Origin of the sequence: Bartonella sp. CB10SXKL (assembly GCF_042195515.1) — a bacterium.
Lineage (GTDB): Bacteria > Pseudomonadota > Alphaproteobacteria > Rhizobiales > Rhizobiaceae > Bartonella.
The window spans coordinates 27,570-43,074 of sequence record NZ_JBHION010000010.1 but is presented as its reverse complement, the minus strand read 5'-3'; the positions used below and the strand labels follow the sequence as shown (position 1 = coordinate 43,074).

10 protein-coding genes and 1 pseudogene are annotated in these 15,505 nt (G+C 34.7%); 9 read left to right on the top strand and 2 right to left on the bottom strand.

Translation table 11 applies throughout. From position 1 onward, the window contains the following. Positions 1-117 precede the first annotated feature (117 nt). Entirely contained in the window at positions 118-969 is an 852-nt protein-coding gene (locus ACFIK3_RS06460) for a TPM domain-containing protein (RefSeq protein WP_375664707.1), read from the bottom strand. Next, entirely contained in the window at positions 969-1,601 is a 633-nt protein-coding gene (locus ACFIK3_RS06455; protein ID WP_273724085.1) for a LemA family protein, read from the bottom strand. The genes ACFIK3_RS06460 and ACFIK3_RS06455 overlap by 1 nt, the downstream gene beginning before the upstream one ends. Before the next feature lie 390 nt (positions 1,602-1,991). On the opposite strand from ACFIK3_RS06455, the gene ACFIK3_RS06450 reads away from it, so the two are divergent. The 9 genes and pseudogenes from ACFIK3_RS06450 to ACFIK3_RS06410 all read left to right on the top strand — a co-directional run bounded on the left by ACFIK3_RS06450 (position 1,992) and on the right by ACFIK3_RS06410 (position 14,945). Further along, a complete protein-coding gene (locus ACFIK3_RS06450) occupies positions 1,992-2,801 on the top strand; it encodes a trans-aconitate 2-methyltransferase (RefSeq protein ID WP_273791579.1) in 810 nt (269 codons plus the stop codon). A gap of 1,311 nt (positions 2,802-4,112) precedes the next feature. Continuing rightward, positions 4,113-5,651 carry a histidine ammonia-lyase gene (gene hutH / locus ACFIK3_RS06445; RefSeq protein WP_273791578.1) on the top strand — a complete coding sequence of 513 codons (1,539 nt, stop codon included), beginning with the start codon at positions 4,113-4,115 and terminating at the stop codon, positions 5,649-5,651. A gap of 415 nt (positions 5,652-6,066) precedes the next feature. Then, complete coding sequence (locus ACFIK3_RS06440) at positions 6,067-6,426, top strand: hypothetical protein (protein ID WP_375637448.1); 360 nt, start codon at positions 6,067-6,069, stop codon at positions 6,424-6,426. Positions 6,427-6,874: 448 nt separating this feature from the next. After that, on the top strand, positions 6,875-8,251 hold the full coding sequence (locus ACFIK3_RS06435) for an amino acid permease (RefSeq protein WP_273791505.1): 1,377 nt from the start codon (positions 6,875-6,877) through the stop codon (positions 8,249-8,251). 741 nt (positions 8,252-8,992) lie between these two features. Further along, positions 8,993-9,283: pseudogene (locus ACFIK3_RS06430) on the top strand (hypothetical protein); the annotation flags it as partial. Between the two features lie 215 nt (positions 9,284-9,498). Then, the gene (locus ACFIK3_RS06425; protein ID WP_375676432.1) at positions 9,499-9,912 is read left to right on the top strand and encodes a hypothetical protein; all 414 of its coding nucleotides are present in this window, start codon (positions 9,499-9,501) and stop codon (positions 9,910-9,912) included. A 363-nt stretch (positions 9,913-10,275) separates the two neighbouring features. Continuing rightward, positions 10,276-10,677 carry a hypothetical protein gene (locus tag ACFIK3_RS06420; protein ID WP_273791502.1) on the top strand — a complete coding sequence of 134 codons (402 nt, stop codon included), beginning with the start codon at positions 10,276-10,278 and terminating at the stop codon, positions 10,675-10,677. A 162-nt stretch (positions 10,678-10,839) separates the two neighbouring features. Beyond that, entirely contained in the window at positions 10,840-11,289 is a 450-nt protein-coding gene (locus ACFIK3_RS06415) for a hypothetical protein (protein ID WP_273791501.1), read from the top strand. Between the two features lie 905 nt (positions 11,290-12,194). Beyond that, complete coding sequence (locus ACFIK3_RS06410; RefSeq protein WP_375676431.1) at positions 12,195-14,945, top strand: autotransporter outer membrane beta-barrel domain-containing protein; 2,751 nt, start codon at positions 12,195-12,197, stop codon at positions 14,943-14,945. Positions 14,946-15,505: the final 560 nt, after the last annotated feature.

Below are 15,505 nucleotides of genomic sequence, written 5' to 3'. Positions count from 1 at the left end.
ATATTGTAATCAATAAAAGTGATTACAGAGTAAGGTATAGAATTGTTGAATAAAAGAGAATACGTTCATAAATTTTATCTTAAGAAGATTTGCTACGCTTAAAAATCCACGTTCCTTTTACCATCTTCCTGTTGCACCGCCCCCACCTGATGATCCACCACCACCCCTAAAGCCCCCTCCACCTCGAGGACCACCGAACCTTCCACCAGGATATCTGCCACCGGCACTTAAGTTAAGAAACCAAGGTGTGAAGATGATCCCCAGCCAGAGATACTTTTGTGGACCCACTTTTTTACCAAAAATCATTGCAAGAATAGGAAGACCAAACATTATAAAAAAGGCTAAAAACATAATTGCATTGATTACCATTTCTTCTTTTTCAGCTTGTTTACGTTGTTCTTCAACGATTTTAGCTTTTTCTTTGATACGAAAAGTAAAATCAGAATTACTTTCTGTAATAACTTTGATAATTGCATCAACTGCTTCAGCAATTCCTTTTTGATAATTTCCTTCGCGAAAATTAGGAATCATGAAGCTATTAATAATGACAGAGGAAAGAGCGTCTGTTAGCTCTCCTTCCAAACCATATCCTACTTCGATACGTGCTGTGCGTTCATTCGGTGCAATGACCAGTAATACACCATTATTGATCTTCTTTTGGCCTAATCCCCATGTACGAAAAAGAGAATTGCTGTATGTTTCTATATCATTGCCCGAAAGAGTAGGGAGTGTCACAAGAACAATTTGATCTCCCGTTTTCTCTTCGAGTGCTGCCAGTTTTTTTGTCAAGTCTTCCTTGGTTGCATTATCGAGCAAATGAGCCACATCATTAACATAGCCTGTTAAATGAGGAAATTTTATTTGCGAACAAGCGATACTTCCCAATGCAGCAACTAAATACAGAGAGCAGATAAAAGCCCATAATTGTGGAAATACAATACGTTGCAAAGAGTATCGAAATGATTTCATTAATTAAAATTAACCTTTGGTGTTTGTTGGCTATCAGTATCGATGGTAAAAGTTGGCATAGGTTTAGCATCACGAAACCATAATTTTGCCCAAATCATCGTCGGCATTGTTTTGAGTGCAGTATTGTAGGCACGTACTGTTTCAATATAATCGCGGCGCGCAACGGAAATACGGTTTTCTGTTCCTTCTAATTGTGATTGAAGAGCAAGAAAGTTCTGGTTTGCTTTAAGATCCGGATAGTTTTCAACAACAGCCATAAGTCGCGAAAGTGCACTTGATAAATTTGCTTGATTTTTGAGATATTGCTGCATAACTTCTGGATTATTCAACATATCTGCATTAATGTTGACTTGCGTTGCTTTAGCACGTGCTTCAATTACATTTGTGAAAACGCTTTGTTCATGAGCTGCGTAAGCTTTAACTGTTTCTACAAGATTGGGGATGAGATCTGTACGACGTTGATATTGATTGAGCACTTCACTCCATGCTGCATGTGCTTTTTCTTCATTTGTTGGTATCGTATTAAATCCGCACCCACTTAAAAATGGCACTAACCATGCCAAAAAAATCACGATTGAAAATTGTTTTAATATTTTAAACATTGAAATTGAAGAAGTTTGTACATTTAACATAAAGATGTCTCCACAGATATTTTATGTATTATATAGGGTTTATCTTCTTGGTGGAAAGTATTTTAAATTTTATAAACAGGCATATTTATCAATAAATCGACATCTCTATGCGTTTTAGGCACGCTTAAGTGACTCGTTGATATTAAAATAATACGGGTAATATAGATGTCATATTATAAAAGTTCAATAATATTTATATCAATTATTATTACAGAAAATTATATTATTTTCGTAGTATTTTTGTGTTTCACAACGTGCAGATCACAATTGGAAAAGGGAAAAATGTAAGTATCAATCTTATGGAAAGATAGAAGGTAAGGGCAGTTCTTATTTTCACTCCTTTAGAAGTTATGTTTAATAGATTGGACAAAAAAGGCTTTTTAACTATGTATGGTAGTAATTGTGAAGGAGGCGGAAAATCCTGTGATAGAAGGTGTTCAACGGCAAAGTGAAAAGTTTGATGGATTGGCTAATGATTATGATCGTTATCGTCCTCGCTACCCCCTCACTTTATTTAAAACCATGCTCCATTCTTTTAAGAACAAAAAGCATTTGTCCATTGTGGATGTGGGTGCTGGGACAGGCATCGCATTAGAGGGAATTGTTAAATTTTTAGGAAATGAGCACCAATATCATGCTATCGATGTATCGGCAGATATGATTAAGCAGGGGCGAAAAAAATTTCCTACGGTGCAGTGGTATCAGGGCCGTGCCGAAGACCTATTGCCTCAAATTGGCGAGGTTGATCTTGTCATTGCAGCGCAAGCGTTTCAGTGGATGGATCGTCCCAAGTTGCTTTGTTCTGTTTCAGATCAACTTCGAGTCAATGGTGTCATGGCGGTTATTCAAAATAATCGCGATTTCAAGCATAGCGAATTTCTAGAGGCTTATGAGACATTGTTAGAAAAAATGAGTCCGAACTATTCCCGTTATTATCGTAATTTTGATTTTTTACAGGAAATGAGTGATGGCTTTGGGGTAGATCCAGAAAAGATTTTTTTTCATACGCATAATTGGACGATGATGATCCCATCTGAAGCTTTTATTGGAATGAGCCGCTCTTCAACGCAAGCGCAACGCGCTATTGCTTGCTATGGGGAAGAATATTTGCGGCAATTGGTCTCATTGATAAAGAAATATGAAGTGCAAGGCAATTTGGAGCTTTTGTATCGAAGTGAGCTCTATATGTATGCGGGATAATCTGATATCGATGATTACTTTTGCTCTTTTAGCACATCAGAGTAGGCGGTATTCAGGAAATTAACGCCTTATTAAGGCAGATTTTGAGGGGGACGGTTTTTTTCTTCAGCATTCACGTTGACATCTTATTACGTCTGATTTTCATTGTTCACTTGATATGAGAGAGTTTAAATAGAAAATTTATGCACTGCATTATAGTATTGAAGCGCTTTCTTTACTGCAGTTTAACAACAGATTATTTTATAAAATAAGAAGAGGTAGATTGAATAGAAATATTTGATAATTCTTTGTTTTTATGATTGTTTTTTATTATTAAATGAGAGTGTTTTTAATAAATTTTGACAAAAACAACTGAAAAAGTATAAAAATTATCATAATCAGAAATTTGTAGTAAAAAAGGTAATGGCTTGGAAGCACCTTTAAAAAACAACTCATTTTGAAATTATCTCTAAATTCAGATTCAATATAACAAAAAAGTAAAATATAAATATGTTATATGGAGCATTTCTCTTTTTTAAAGATATAATATAAAAACAATATGTTAATTAAATTTTTTGATATAAGAAAACTTCTTTTATTTTTATTTTAAATAACGGGTTAGGGCGAGTCTTGTGTGGTTTTATTGAAGATGTGCTTTTTAGGTTTAAATCTGGCGCTTTAAATACAATTTTAGAAGTAGCAAAAAAGCTCAATTTCTTCTCTGTTGTGATGTGTTGAATAAGTTTTTTAATTTTCTATAGAGTTTAATTTTTGCAATCATGATAGATTGTGACAGCTGTCTGTCTAAGATTTTTATAAGTTTAGTAGGAATAGCTTAATGATAAATCCATTGAGTTCTTCATCTTTACGCGTCATAAAAAAATAAGCCTGCACTATCACACACTTTGTCATCTCCCAATGTTGCGACAGCTCTTGACACGGCTCATAAGAGGAGTAGTCCTTTTTTTTACAGTTTTATCTATACGCCAATTTCGCTTATGACGTGCAAGCGAATGGTGTTGATTGATTCAACATACACAGATTTGGAATGAGAGAGTCTTAAGATATTCCGCTCTCTCATTTAATATGAATCATGCTAGATTATAATTATAAATTAATGCGTTATCTATTTTTGAAATCCATGACCTTAGTTGTGTTTGTCAATATTTCATTTTCATTTATCGTCAACTATTCTACTTTTGAATAATAACTCCATTATAAGGAATACCTTTAAAAAAGTATTCTCGCTTTAAAGAGTCGTTATAGTTTTTTTGTTTTATAGAAGCATCAATAATGCTAAACATTGTACTTTGATAAAAAAGAAAGTAAATTATGACTATTATACTGAAACCGAGCGAGGTGACGCTTAGTGAACTTGCGGCTATTTATTTTAATGGTGAAGTGAGTAAACTTCATAATGACACGCATTTAGCTATCGAGAAAGGGGCACTGCGCATTGCTGAAATTGCTGCTGGAAGTGAGCCTGTGTACGGTATTAATACTGGTTTTGGGAAGTTGGCTTCCATTAAAATTGATGCGGACGATGTTACTGTTTTACAGAGAAATCTTATTTTGTCCCATTGTTGTGGGGTAGGAGAACCTTTAGCTGAAAATATTGTGCGTTTGATAATGAGCTTAAAGCTTATCTCTTTAGGAAGAGGAGCTTCAGGAGTTCGTCTAGAATTGGTAAATTTGCTGGAAAATATGCTTGCAAAGGGCGTCATTCCTGTCATCCCTGAAAAAGGGTCTGTTGGTGCTTCAGGTGATCTAGCTCCACTTGCTCACATGGCGGCTGTTATGATGGGAGAAGGGGAAGCATTTTTTCAAAATATTCGTATGAGTGGAGCTGTTGCATTAGAGAAAGCGGGATTGTCCCCTATTATTTTAGAGGCAAAGGAAGGTCTAGCTCTTATTAATGGGACTCAAACATCAACAGCCCTCGCACTTGCCGGTCTTTTTCGAGGTTATCGGGCATTGTGTGGTGGATTGTTGGCAGGGGCCTTGACGACAGATGCCATCATGGGATCAACGGCGCCATTTCATCCTGATATTCATATTTTACGAGGACATTATGGGCAGATTGCCGTATCGAAAACATTAGAAAAGCTTGTAGAGGATTCAGAAATTCGTGCAGCACATTTACGGGGTGATGAGCGTGTACAAGATCCTTATTGTATACGTTGCCAGCCACAGGTCATGGGGGCATGTTTTGATATTTTGCTGGCAGCAGCAAAAACACTGATTATTGAAGCAAATGCTGTTACAGATAATCCATTGATTTTAAGGAATGGTGAAGTTGTATCAGGTGGGAATTTTCATGCTGAACCTGTAGCGTTTGCTGCTGATCAGATTGCTCTTGCTTTATGTGAAATAGGATCTATTTCTCAACGGCGTATTGCTCTTATGGTTGATCCAGCAGTTTCTTATGGACTTCCAGCTTTTTTAGCGCACAATGCGGGTCTTAATTCAGGTTTTATGATTGCTGAAGTAACAGCGGCAGCTTTAATGTCTGAAAATAAGCAAATGGCCCATCCTGCTTCCGTTGATTCAACCCCAACTTCAGCCAATCAAGAAGATCATGTTTCAATGGCTTGTCATGGAGCTCGTCGGTTATTGGTAATGAGCGAAAATCTTTTTACACTTATTGGCATTGAAACGCTTGTTGCAGCACAAGGAATTGAATATCGTGCACCTTTAAAAACAAGTACTTTTTTGCAATCTGTTATGGAATGTTTACGCAAAAATGTTGCTTCTCTTAAGGAAGATCGCTATCTGGCTCCAGATCTTCATCAAGCACATATACTTGTGCGTGAAGGGCACTTATTATCTGTTTTACCAGAAACAATTTTTCCTTCATTAAGTTTTCAATAATATTTGTTTTAAGGACAATGATGAAGGGCGGATATTGAATTTTGAAACTTCCTCATATGAAAATATAGAAGATCAATACTATATTTGAATTATTTAATGAATTATGTATATATATGTTATTTATAGTCAACTAGATATTTTATTATTTTATAGGGATCTGATTTAGCATCATAATTTTATAGAAACTATAAATTTAAAGTACCTATACTTTCTGATTTCTATCAGAAATTTTAATCTAAGTTAAATAATATTCACAAATTATATGTTGTAATATTATATTTTTATAAGTACAAATTATAATATATGTATTATATTAAGTAAAAATAAAAAATTTATTGTAGATTCTTCTTATTTGTTAATACTTTATGAATTTTATATTTCATTTTTGATATTTTAAATAAAAAAGGAGAAAGAAATGTTTAAAAGTGCTAGATTATGTGTATCAATAACAGTTATTTTTTTCTCTCAAATTCTTGAGATTCATGCAAATTGTAGGAGAGGTGGCTTTCCAGAGGAAGTTTTCATTACAATAGTGGCCCAAGAGAAGGAGCCTCTGATTTTAGCGAAAAACAAAGATTTTATTGCTATCTCAGGGCAAAATCCCGAAGATAAGGAGAATGCTATCATTAGGCCAACAGTCAAAGATTCTATTTTTAGCGCATATTTTTTTTCCATTGGAAAGTTTATCTTTAAGACAGTTGGAGTCCTTAAAAGATGGGTTGTAAATACAATTTCTCATACTTTTGAAGGCTTGCGAGATTCGTATTATCATTGATTGAGCTATTCAATTGGCGTAAAAAGTTTGCTTTGTGGGCTCAAAGAGAGTTTTCTTAAAGTAACAAAAAATTAATTGTACGCATAGTTAATGCGTTTGTTATGAAGTTTTAGGCTTCTATTTCCGCGCACGGAAATAGAAGCCTAAAAGTTTAGATTACATTAAGATTAATTTTCTCTGTAAAAAACTAGAGAATACGAAATGAATTAAATGACAATTATAAAAAAATTCATTATCACTTTATTTAAATAAAATAATACGAAATTGCAGGCTATAAAAGCTGAGTAATTCGCAATAAAAGTATTTTTTATTGTTTAGAACAAAGTGTTTGACGGGCTGGTCTTCGATGTTTTTTGAAATATATTTGTGAAAGAAACATGAGGCTTTATTTATCATAAAGCTGTTATCGTTGTGTGGATTGTCAGCATTTCAAAAAGTAAGGAAAGAAATGGCAATAAATAAACTGAAAAGAGGGATGAGTAAGCGCCAAGTTATTTTTTTAGCTCTTGGCTCTGCTATTGGAACAGGTCTTTTTTATGGGTCTGCACAGGCAATTAAGCTTGCGGGTCCCAGTGTTTTGATTGCCTATTGTATTGCTGGTTTAGCTATTTTTATGGTTATGCGGGCTCTAGGAGAGATGATACTTCATAATCCCTTACCTGGTTCTTTTGCTCGTTATGCGGCAAATTACATATCACCATTAGCAGGTTTTTTAACGGGATGGACATACGTATTTGAGATGATTCTTGTTGGTTTGGCTGATATTACAGCTTTTGCGACTTATATGGGGTTTTGGTATCCTGATGTTGCTCCTTGGGTATGGGCACTGAGTATTACATTAATCATCACAGGTATTAATTTAGCTGCTGTAGAAGTCTATGGTGAACTAGAGTTTTGGCTATCTTCTATTAAAGTTATCGCTATCATTGCGATGATTATTTTAGGAATAGCAATTATTTTTTGGGGGTGGGGTGAAGGTGCAAATTTTTCTACCGTTACTGTTCATAATTTATGGAAAAATGGTGGACTTTTTCCCAATGGTTGGTTTGGTTTTTTAGCTTGCTTTAGTGTTGTTGTTTTTGCTTTTGGTGGCATAGAAATTATTGGCATGGCAGTCATGGAAGTTCAAAACCCTCATCAAACGATTTCAAAGGCAATTAATTCTACTCCAGTTCGTATTTTGCTTTTTTACGTCATGACGTTAGCTATTTTAATGTCTCTTTATCCTTGGAATGAGATTGGTCTTATGGATAGCCCTTTTGTATCTATTTTTGAAAATCTTGGGATTTCGTATGCAGCAAATATTTTAAATATTGTTGTTGTTACAGCGGCTATTTCAGCAATGAATAGTGGAATGTATGGTGCTTGTCGTATGATCCATGGTTTATCGCAGGAAGGTTATGCTTTAAAAAAGTTTCAATATTTATCAAAAAATGGTATACCAGTTTTTGTTATTTTGATGATCTTCGGTATCTTTCTTCTTGGTGCTGTCCTTAATTATTTTTACCATGAAAAGCTTTTTTTTCTTATTGCCGCAATGGCAACATTTGCGACAGTTTTTGTTTGGATGATGATTCTACTTTCACAATTTTTTATGCGAATTAAGATGCCTAAAGAAGCACAGAATGGTTTAAAATTTCCCATTCCATTTTGGCCAATAGGATCGATTTTTTCTATTTTATTTATGGTTTTTATTTTTATTCTGTTATGGTATTTTGATGAGACACGACCGGTTTTAATTATAGGTTTTAGTTGGATTGCTTGGCTTATTATTTGTTTCTATGCACTTAAACTTTATAATTTTAAGCAAAAGAAACAGCAATAAAATGTGAATAGAGATAAAGCTCAAAACAAATAGCTGATGTCATCAGGAAAACAGGTGTTTGATTGTTATTCTCTAAAGGTTAGAACAATCTAGATTGAAAAAATCTGCTCGTTATTATTTTGCTTTGGAAGTTTTGTGAGCCATTGCTTACGGTAACGACCAAATCATATAAATATTAGGCATTTTTTGATGGTGAGCCCTGCAATCAATATAAGTCTTTCAGGTAAAAATGCCTAATAGTGCAAATAGATTTTACCAGATACAAGATTATAGGCAGATATCTTTTTCTAAACGTATTAATGAAGTTCTGTTCCACAAGAGAAGTTATTGTAAAAATTGTTCTTTAAGCTCTTTAAAAAATTGGTTGTTTAAATTTTATTGTTTAGAAAACTACTATTGCTTTTAGAATCGAAGATAAAGTTCTTTATGTATTTTTTTCTCAAAGAGGATTGGCGTTAGTAGAAAATAGTGGATAACAAAGTCATTAGAGGCATTGTATGATTGTATTTGCAAAAACTTTAATAAAGAGCAGCAAGGTATCACAATAAAATCTCATAGAAGAGTAAATTAAAGAGAACAATGAACGTGTGACAGTGTTACAACTCTTGTTGTTATTGCGCTCACAATAGCAAGGATCAAACTTATTTTTTATAATATTGATACGAGAGTAATTTTTATCACAAGTGGAGGCGGACAAAATACACTCCGCAACTGTATTGCGGTGCAAAATTATTCAATACTACCATAAAAGGTGCTCAAGAACACTATGATCAGCAAAAACAGTCGTCATCAAGTGGCTTTTTGCATGAGAAATCGTCCGATAGTTCTTAATCGCATACCACAACGGTCTCCTCTATCCTTGGGGCGACGGGCAACATCGTGTTAGACGCACAAGGAGAAGCCAAGATTTCTGCTTCTCATCTGATTTCCGGTCAAGATATCAATGTAATGGGAGAAAGTATGACGATTGTTGGCATGACAGACCATCATAGCAGCCATTCACAGACGCATGAAACAGGTTTTTTGATGGGCATAGATATGACTTTGTAAGCCGATGGATTGGCGGTAATGGCTATACCTACGCGACAATACCTGCTGGTAGTAACTGGTGGACAGAATGGTGGAGAGTGATCATGAATCCCATAAGCTCCTATACTTGTCTTGGAGATGTGGGTTATAAATGCCAAAAGTTTTTATGGCACATTTCATTTAGAACAAAAGCCTTGAATTAAATCATGGAGTAAAAAATGAAACAAACTCTAAAATTATTAAGTGCGATAACTCTATTGAGTATAGCCGGATGTCAGTTTAATAAAACTCCTGGAGGGTATTTGAGTGCGTGGGAAAAGCCAGGAGCAGATTTTACTGAGATAGGAAAAGCCCTGTTAGAATGTGGCATGCCAACACCTTATGATGTCGATCCAGAAAATAGAAAGCAGAGCATCAATGCAAAAGCAACAATTTATGCTTGCATGCTTCAATCAGGTTTTCGCTATAAAGATGAAGAAGTAGCAAGAGCGGGTGGGCCATGTTATACTTTTAGAGCCGAAAACCTTCCCATTTGTCGTCCAGGTGCTGTCATCCCGAGGCGCAGTGTCAAGAAGCGCTTGAACAGCCCTTATTGTAAACAGTATAAAAATGCACCTGAATGCAAACCTTAAGTTTTGCTGTTTGTGATGATCAACAATCCCTACCTTCATGCTTCTCATGCCCGTGCGGGGATAGCTTAATTCAGCATGTCAATGCTAATTATTTATGGGGACCACAACTGTTGGTGCAATGATATAAAATATCTATTTTGGTTGTAATCAAAATATTGATAATAATTATAAGCATATCGTTGATAGAATATGGTTTTAGTAATAATTTTACCGTATTTTTGCTATAATAATTATGGCATAATCTTCGGAAAGATAAAAATAATATAGGCTGATAATGTTCATCATTGTTTTGGAAATAAAAAACAGCATGTAAAATAATTTATAGATTGTTTCGTAATATCAAAATTACTCAAGGATAGGAAAATGAAGCATATTTTAAAATTGTTAAGCGGGATAACCTTATTTGTTATGGCTGGATGTTACGAAGAGCAGCCTTCTCGAACAGCTGTAGATGCATGGGAAAAGCCCGGTGCAGATCAGCTTGAGATCAAAAAAGCTCTATTAGAATGTGGCATGCAGCATTTTGATGGTCGTCTTGATACAGAAAAAAGTATGGATGAGAAATTCAATGCAGAGGAGTCTGTGAATGCATGTATGATCCAAGCAGGTTTTCAAGATAAATTGGGAAGAATGAAGTGGTGTGAGAAATATGAAAATCTTCCAATTTGTCAACCTGATGCAGTTATTCCTCAGCGAAGTGTAGAGAGGCGTTTGAATAGTCCTCATTGTCAAGAGCATAAAGAACAACCTGAATGTCAACCTTAAGTGTTGAGGCTGCTGTAATCAAAAATCCTTACATTCTTGTTTTTGCATGGGGTGGGTGGGATTGTTTCTTCAATATCTATATGCTAACAAGAGTCATCTTGCGTGTGAGCAAATATTAGAAGACTTATCAGTCTTTCTATCGTAAATATTGAAGGAGGGGGAATGAAAAAAACATTGAAATTATTGAGTGCTATAATTTTATTAAGCACTGCTGGGTGTATTAGCAAACCTCCCCCATCGACATTAGAATTATGGGAAAAGCCCGGTGTCAATAAGTCTATGGTCCAACAAGCACTGTCAAAATGTGGTTGGAAACCAATCTACGCTTCTTCTGAAAATATGGATTCGCGTGCAAGTGATTTTGCAGCAGTTTATGAGTGCATGACTAAAGCAGGTTATCGGTACAAATTACAAGATTCAAAGGGAATCTATTTTTCATCAGCGCCGCGAAGTGATTCATTTTTAGTCAATTTAATGGTAGCAGGGTATCAGCAGGTTATGGACAATGATACTTTTGGTGTAACCAACTCGACAAAACAAGAGCGAGATTTGATGTTACGTTTTGAAAATGATAAAAAGCGCCAGAAAATAAAAAAAGCTTTGCACAAGTGATCGCCAACAGTAGAACGTTGATTTTTAAAGCAATAATTGAATAAAAATATTAAACGGGAGAAGAGAGAAATATCGGTCTTTTGTTTCCAATGTAGTTATATTCATCAGCTACGAGATTAGCAATAATGTCGTTGTCAGATGATGATAACGGAGGATAGTGAGTTGTTGTTTAGAGAAATTTATTCAATATAAAGAATGGAAAATAATAGCTTTGCTAAAATATTTGCTTTAACGATAATAAACAGATAGCTTTCATAGAGCTGATTTTGATGAAATTTTATTTTTGTGTTTTTAAATTTCAAAATGGTGAGTGTTTTACTGTATTTAGATTTTATCAAAAGATCTAAAATATTACATTTATTAATTCAAATTTTTTTGTCAGATGTCTAGCATTTCTAATATAGAAATTATGTAGATTAGCTTATACATTAGTGTGCAATTTCTTGTTTTTTTGTTGTGGTTGAAGAGATAATGCGGTTATAGATTTCGTATACTGTATCTTATTTGTGCTGTGTTTTATTAAAACGTTTTAATCGTTTAATCTTAAAAGTTATTCTCATTTTGTTGTATTTTAATTTTTCGGTGGTGAGATAAATTGAATATTGTATCTCTTCAAAGTTCGCATTTTTTCACGTTTTTTTAAAGATTGGTTTTTCGGCACTTTGTAATTGCAGTTTTCAGCGGTTTTTGAGATGCATTCTTTAAAGGGATTGTCATCCTAAATGGTATTTTTAAACTTTTTGTTCTTTCTTTACATAAGACACAAAACATATTATTTAGTGCTGTAATTTATCATAAAAAATAAAATAATTTTGTTTGTTTCATTCTTGTTGTGTTTAATTTGTGGTTTATTTTTTTTGCCAGCATTTTTTGTTTTTGTTGAAAAAAGAAAGTTTTGAAAAACAATGATAGTCAAGGTATCTAACAATCACTTGTATTCGTGCGTTTTTACAGCAGCTATTTTTTCTTTTTTGTTAAATATAAATGAGGCACATTCTCATTCATATACATCACTGTCATGTGACAAAAACAAATTACCTTATGAATGCAGTGATGGTTCAAAGCATACAATTAGTGATAAAGTATATAAATTCACGGCACCTGTTAAAGAAAAGAATGGGGAGGGGCGGTCTCTCATTTTACCTGCTGCTATAGTAGTGCAGGAGCCAAATACAGTTATTCAGGCAATGCGTGTAGAGGTTGAAGCTACTGCAGGTATAGAAGATATTTATGGTGTTTTTGTATCACGAGGAGGAAGAATTGTTTTGAGCGATTCAGCTTTTAAAAATGTATCAATAGGTCTTAAAGCTGATAGTGGAATGATTGAGGTTAATCGTGGAACAATTGAGGCTTCTCAGATTGCTGCTTATGCAGAGAATCTAGGAGCATCTGTTACGTTAACGGATACAGAAATTAAAGTGGAAGGTTTGGGTATCGGTCAAGAGAGTGCTCTTTTCGTTAGGGCTGATGCGAGTATTCAGATGAAAAGTGGATTTATTGATGTGAATGATGCTGCTGCGCTTTATGTGGGGAGAGGGGGTAGTGCGACTTTAGATGGTGTTACCATTGCTTCAAAATATCAAAAAACAGAAGACAAAGAAAATACAAATGAAAAAATTACACATACAGTTTTCAATGTAAAACATCATGGTTCTGTTTATGTAAAAAATACGAATATTATTTCTACGGATGTTCATGTTTTAACAGTTGGACAAGATTCTAACACACCATCCAATAATGGCAGGGAAGGAAATATTTTAATTTCACGGGTTAATATTGAAGATTCAACAATTAAAGCAATCGGTAACAAACATGGTATGTATTTTGAGAGGGATGGGGAAAATGATGCGTATGAACAGGGACTTGTCTTTTTGAAAAGGACAATTTTTGAGGTTCCAGACGGAACAGCTATTCATAGTAATAAAAGTCGTAGTTATATTGGAGTAACAGAAGGTACAAAAATTTTTGGTGATTTATTATTAACAGCTGAAAAGGGGGGGACTGTAGCGATTTTGGCTGATTCCTCTTCATTGATAGGAGGGACTCGTGTTGCCGATGATTCTATTGCTGAACTTTATTTAACAGGGGGATCAAAATGGTTTTTGACAAAAAGAAAAGGGATAGATTTGCAAGTTGCAAACCGTACAAGTTCGTCTATTTCATTTGTGAAAGTTTCTGATAGTTTTATTGCTTTTGAGATTCCAATGTTTCAGGAGTATCAGACACTTTATATTGGGAAGGGAGAAAAAGAAGTTTATAGTGCGCAAGATAGGGCAGATATTTATCTCAATACACATCTCAGTAGTGATGGTTTGCTCGATAATAAAAAAACTGATCGGCTTTTGATACATGGTGATGTTTCTGGAAAAACGACAGTTTATGTGCAATTTGTTTCAGGAAATCAGGGTGAGATAGCAACCGGTGAAAATGCTCATAGTATTTCACTTATTCAGGTTTCTGGAAAAGCGGCAGAGGATTCTTTTCAGTTAAATCGTGCTTATATCGCATTAGAGGGTTTGCCTTACCAATATTATCTTCATGCTTATGGTCCAGCTTCTGCTCTTGGAAATGCACAAACTTCTCAAAGATTGGTTGAAGGAGATGGAGATTTTTGGGATTTCCGCCTTGAAAGTAAATATATTCAGCCTGCTTTAGAGGTGTCTGCTATTCCCCCTTCTGAGTTAAAGATCAGGGAGGTTGTTCCACAGGTTCCCACTTACCTTCTGGTACCAAATGCTTTGTTTCATGTTGGGCTCATGGATATTAGTCATCAACAAAAGCAGTTGCACGTTAGGCGGTCTATTCCTCGTAAATTATTAAAAGTTGAAGGGAATTTTGCTTTATCTGTTCAGAGTTATGGTGGACGTTATCGTTATGTCTCAGATCTTTCTACACTTAAATATGGGTACGATGGACATGTTGATTATAACGCTATAGAAACAGATCTTTTGCTTAAAACGGTAGAGAGTGCACATAATACGACATCTTTTGGGATTATGGGAACCTATGGAAAACTTTCCTTACAACCTCATAATGTGGAACAAAGTCAAAAGAGTACATTTAATAAATGGTCATTTACGGCATATGCTAGTGTGAAACATTACACTGATTTTTACGTAGACGGTCTTTTATCTTATGGCTTGTTTAAAGGGGATGTGCATAGCCGTGTTTGGGGTAAGACGGCGACATTAAAAGCAAAACCTCTCAACGTTTCTTTTTCTGCTGGTAAAGTGTCTATGATAGGACGTGAAGGTCTTATTTTTGATCCGCAATTTCAGCTTATTTATCAACATCTTCAATTTGATAAGTTTCGTGATATTGACGGATTTGATGTTGAGATGAAAAAAATAGATCAATGGTTTATGCGTGTTGGTGGGCGTTTAAGTAAAACATTTACAGCCTCCGAAAAGGATCGTATCATTTCTTTTTATGGCACTATTCATCTTGCTCATTGTTTTGATAAAGAACAATTTGTTCATTTTAAAGATGTTTTCCAGTTGGGTTCTTTCGGGTCTTCTTTAGAAACAGGTTTGGGTATCAATGCGCAGTTCTCTTCTAAAGTTACACTTCACAGTGATCTTAGCTATCAGCATAGGTTAACCAAGGCTGGTTTTTCTGGAGTTCATTTTTCTGGTGGTTTGCGCTATCATTTTTAATAAATCTTTTTAAAAATAATAAATGTAATTTTTAAAGTTTTATTTTATTGTCGGGATTTAAACCATTGATGGTGCAGAATTTTAATTGCTTCTTTTAATAATGCTATCATGTGTTTTAATAAGTATGGAAGGATCACGTTGATTTATTTTTTTATCTGGTTGATAGGGGAGCTTAAATGCTTCAAAAAAAATGATAATGAGACTGTGAATCTATTTGTGTTATTTTGGCTATAAATATTGGGGATGTGTTTGTCATCAGCTTTTTAAAATAGTAGCCTTATTATCCGATCATGCTGTAAAGTACTGGCGTTTGAGGTCGCTGATATCAATCATGAAAGGCAGGGAGATATTAACTGTTGATTAAAAGCTTTTGCTGTTAAGCAAAGGAGGAGATATGTACAATATACAGCTCGATCGTTTCGTGGATGATGCGTATTTTTATGCTTTAAAATTTTGCAAAAAGCGTTTTTGAAGCTGTTCGTATCGATCGCATTATTGTAGGTGGATAATGAGAAAAGTGGTAAAGCTTGAACACTTTTAACATCAAATTCAATATTTTC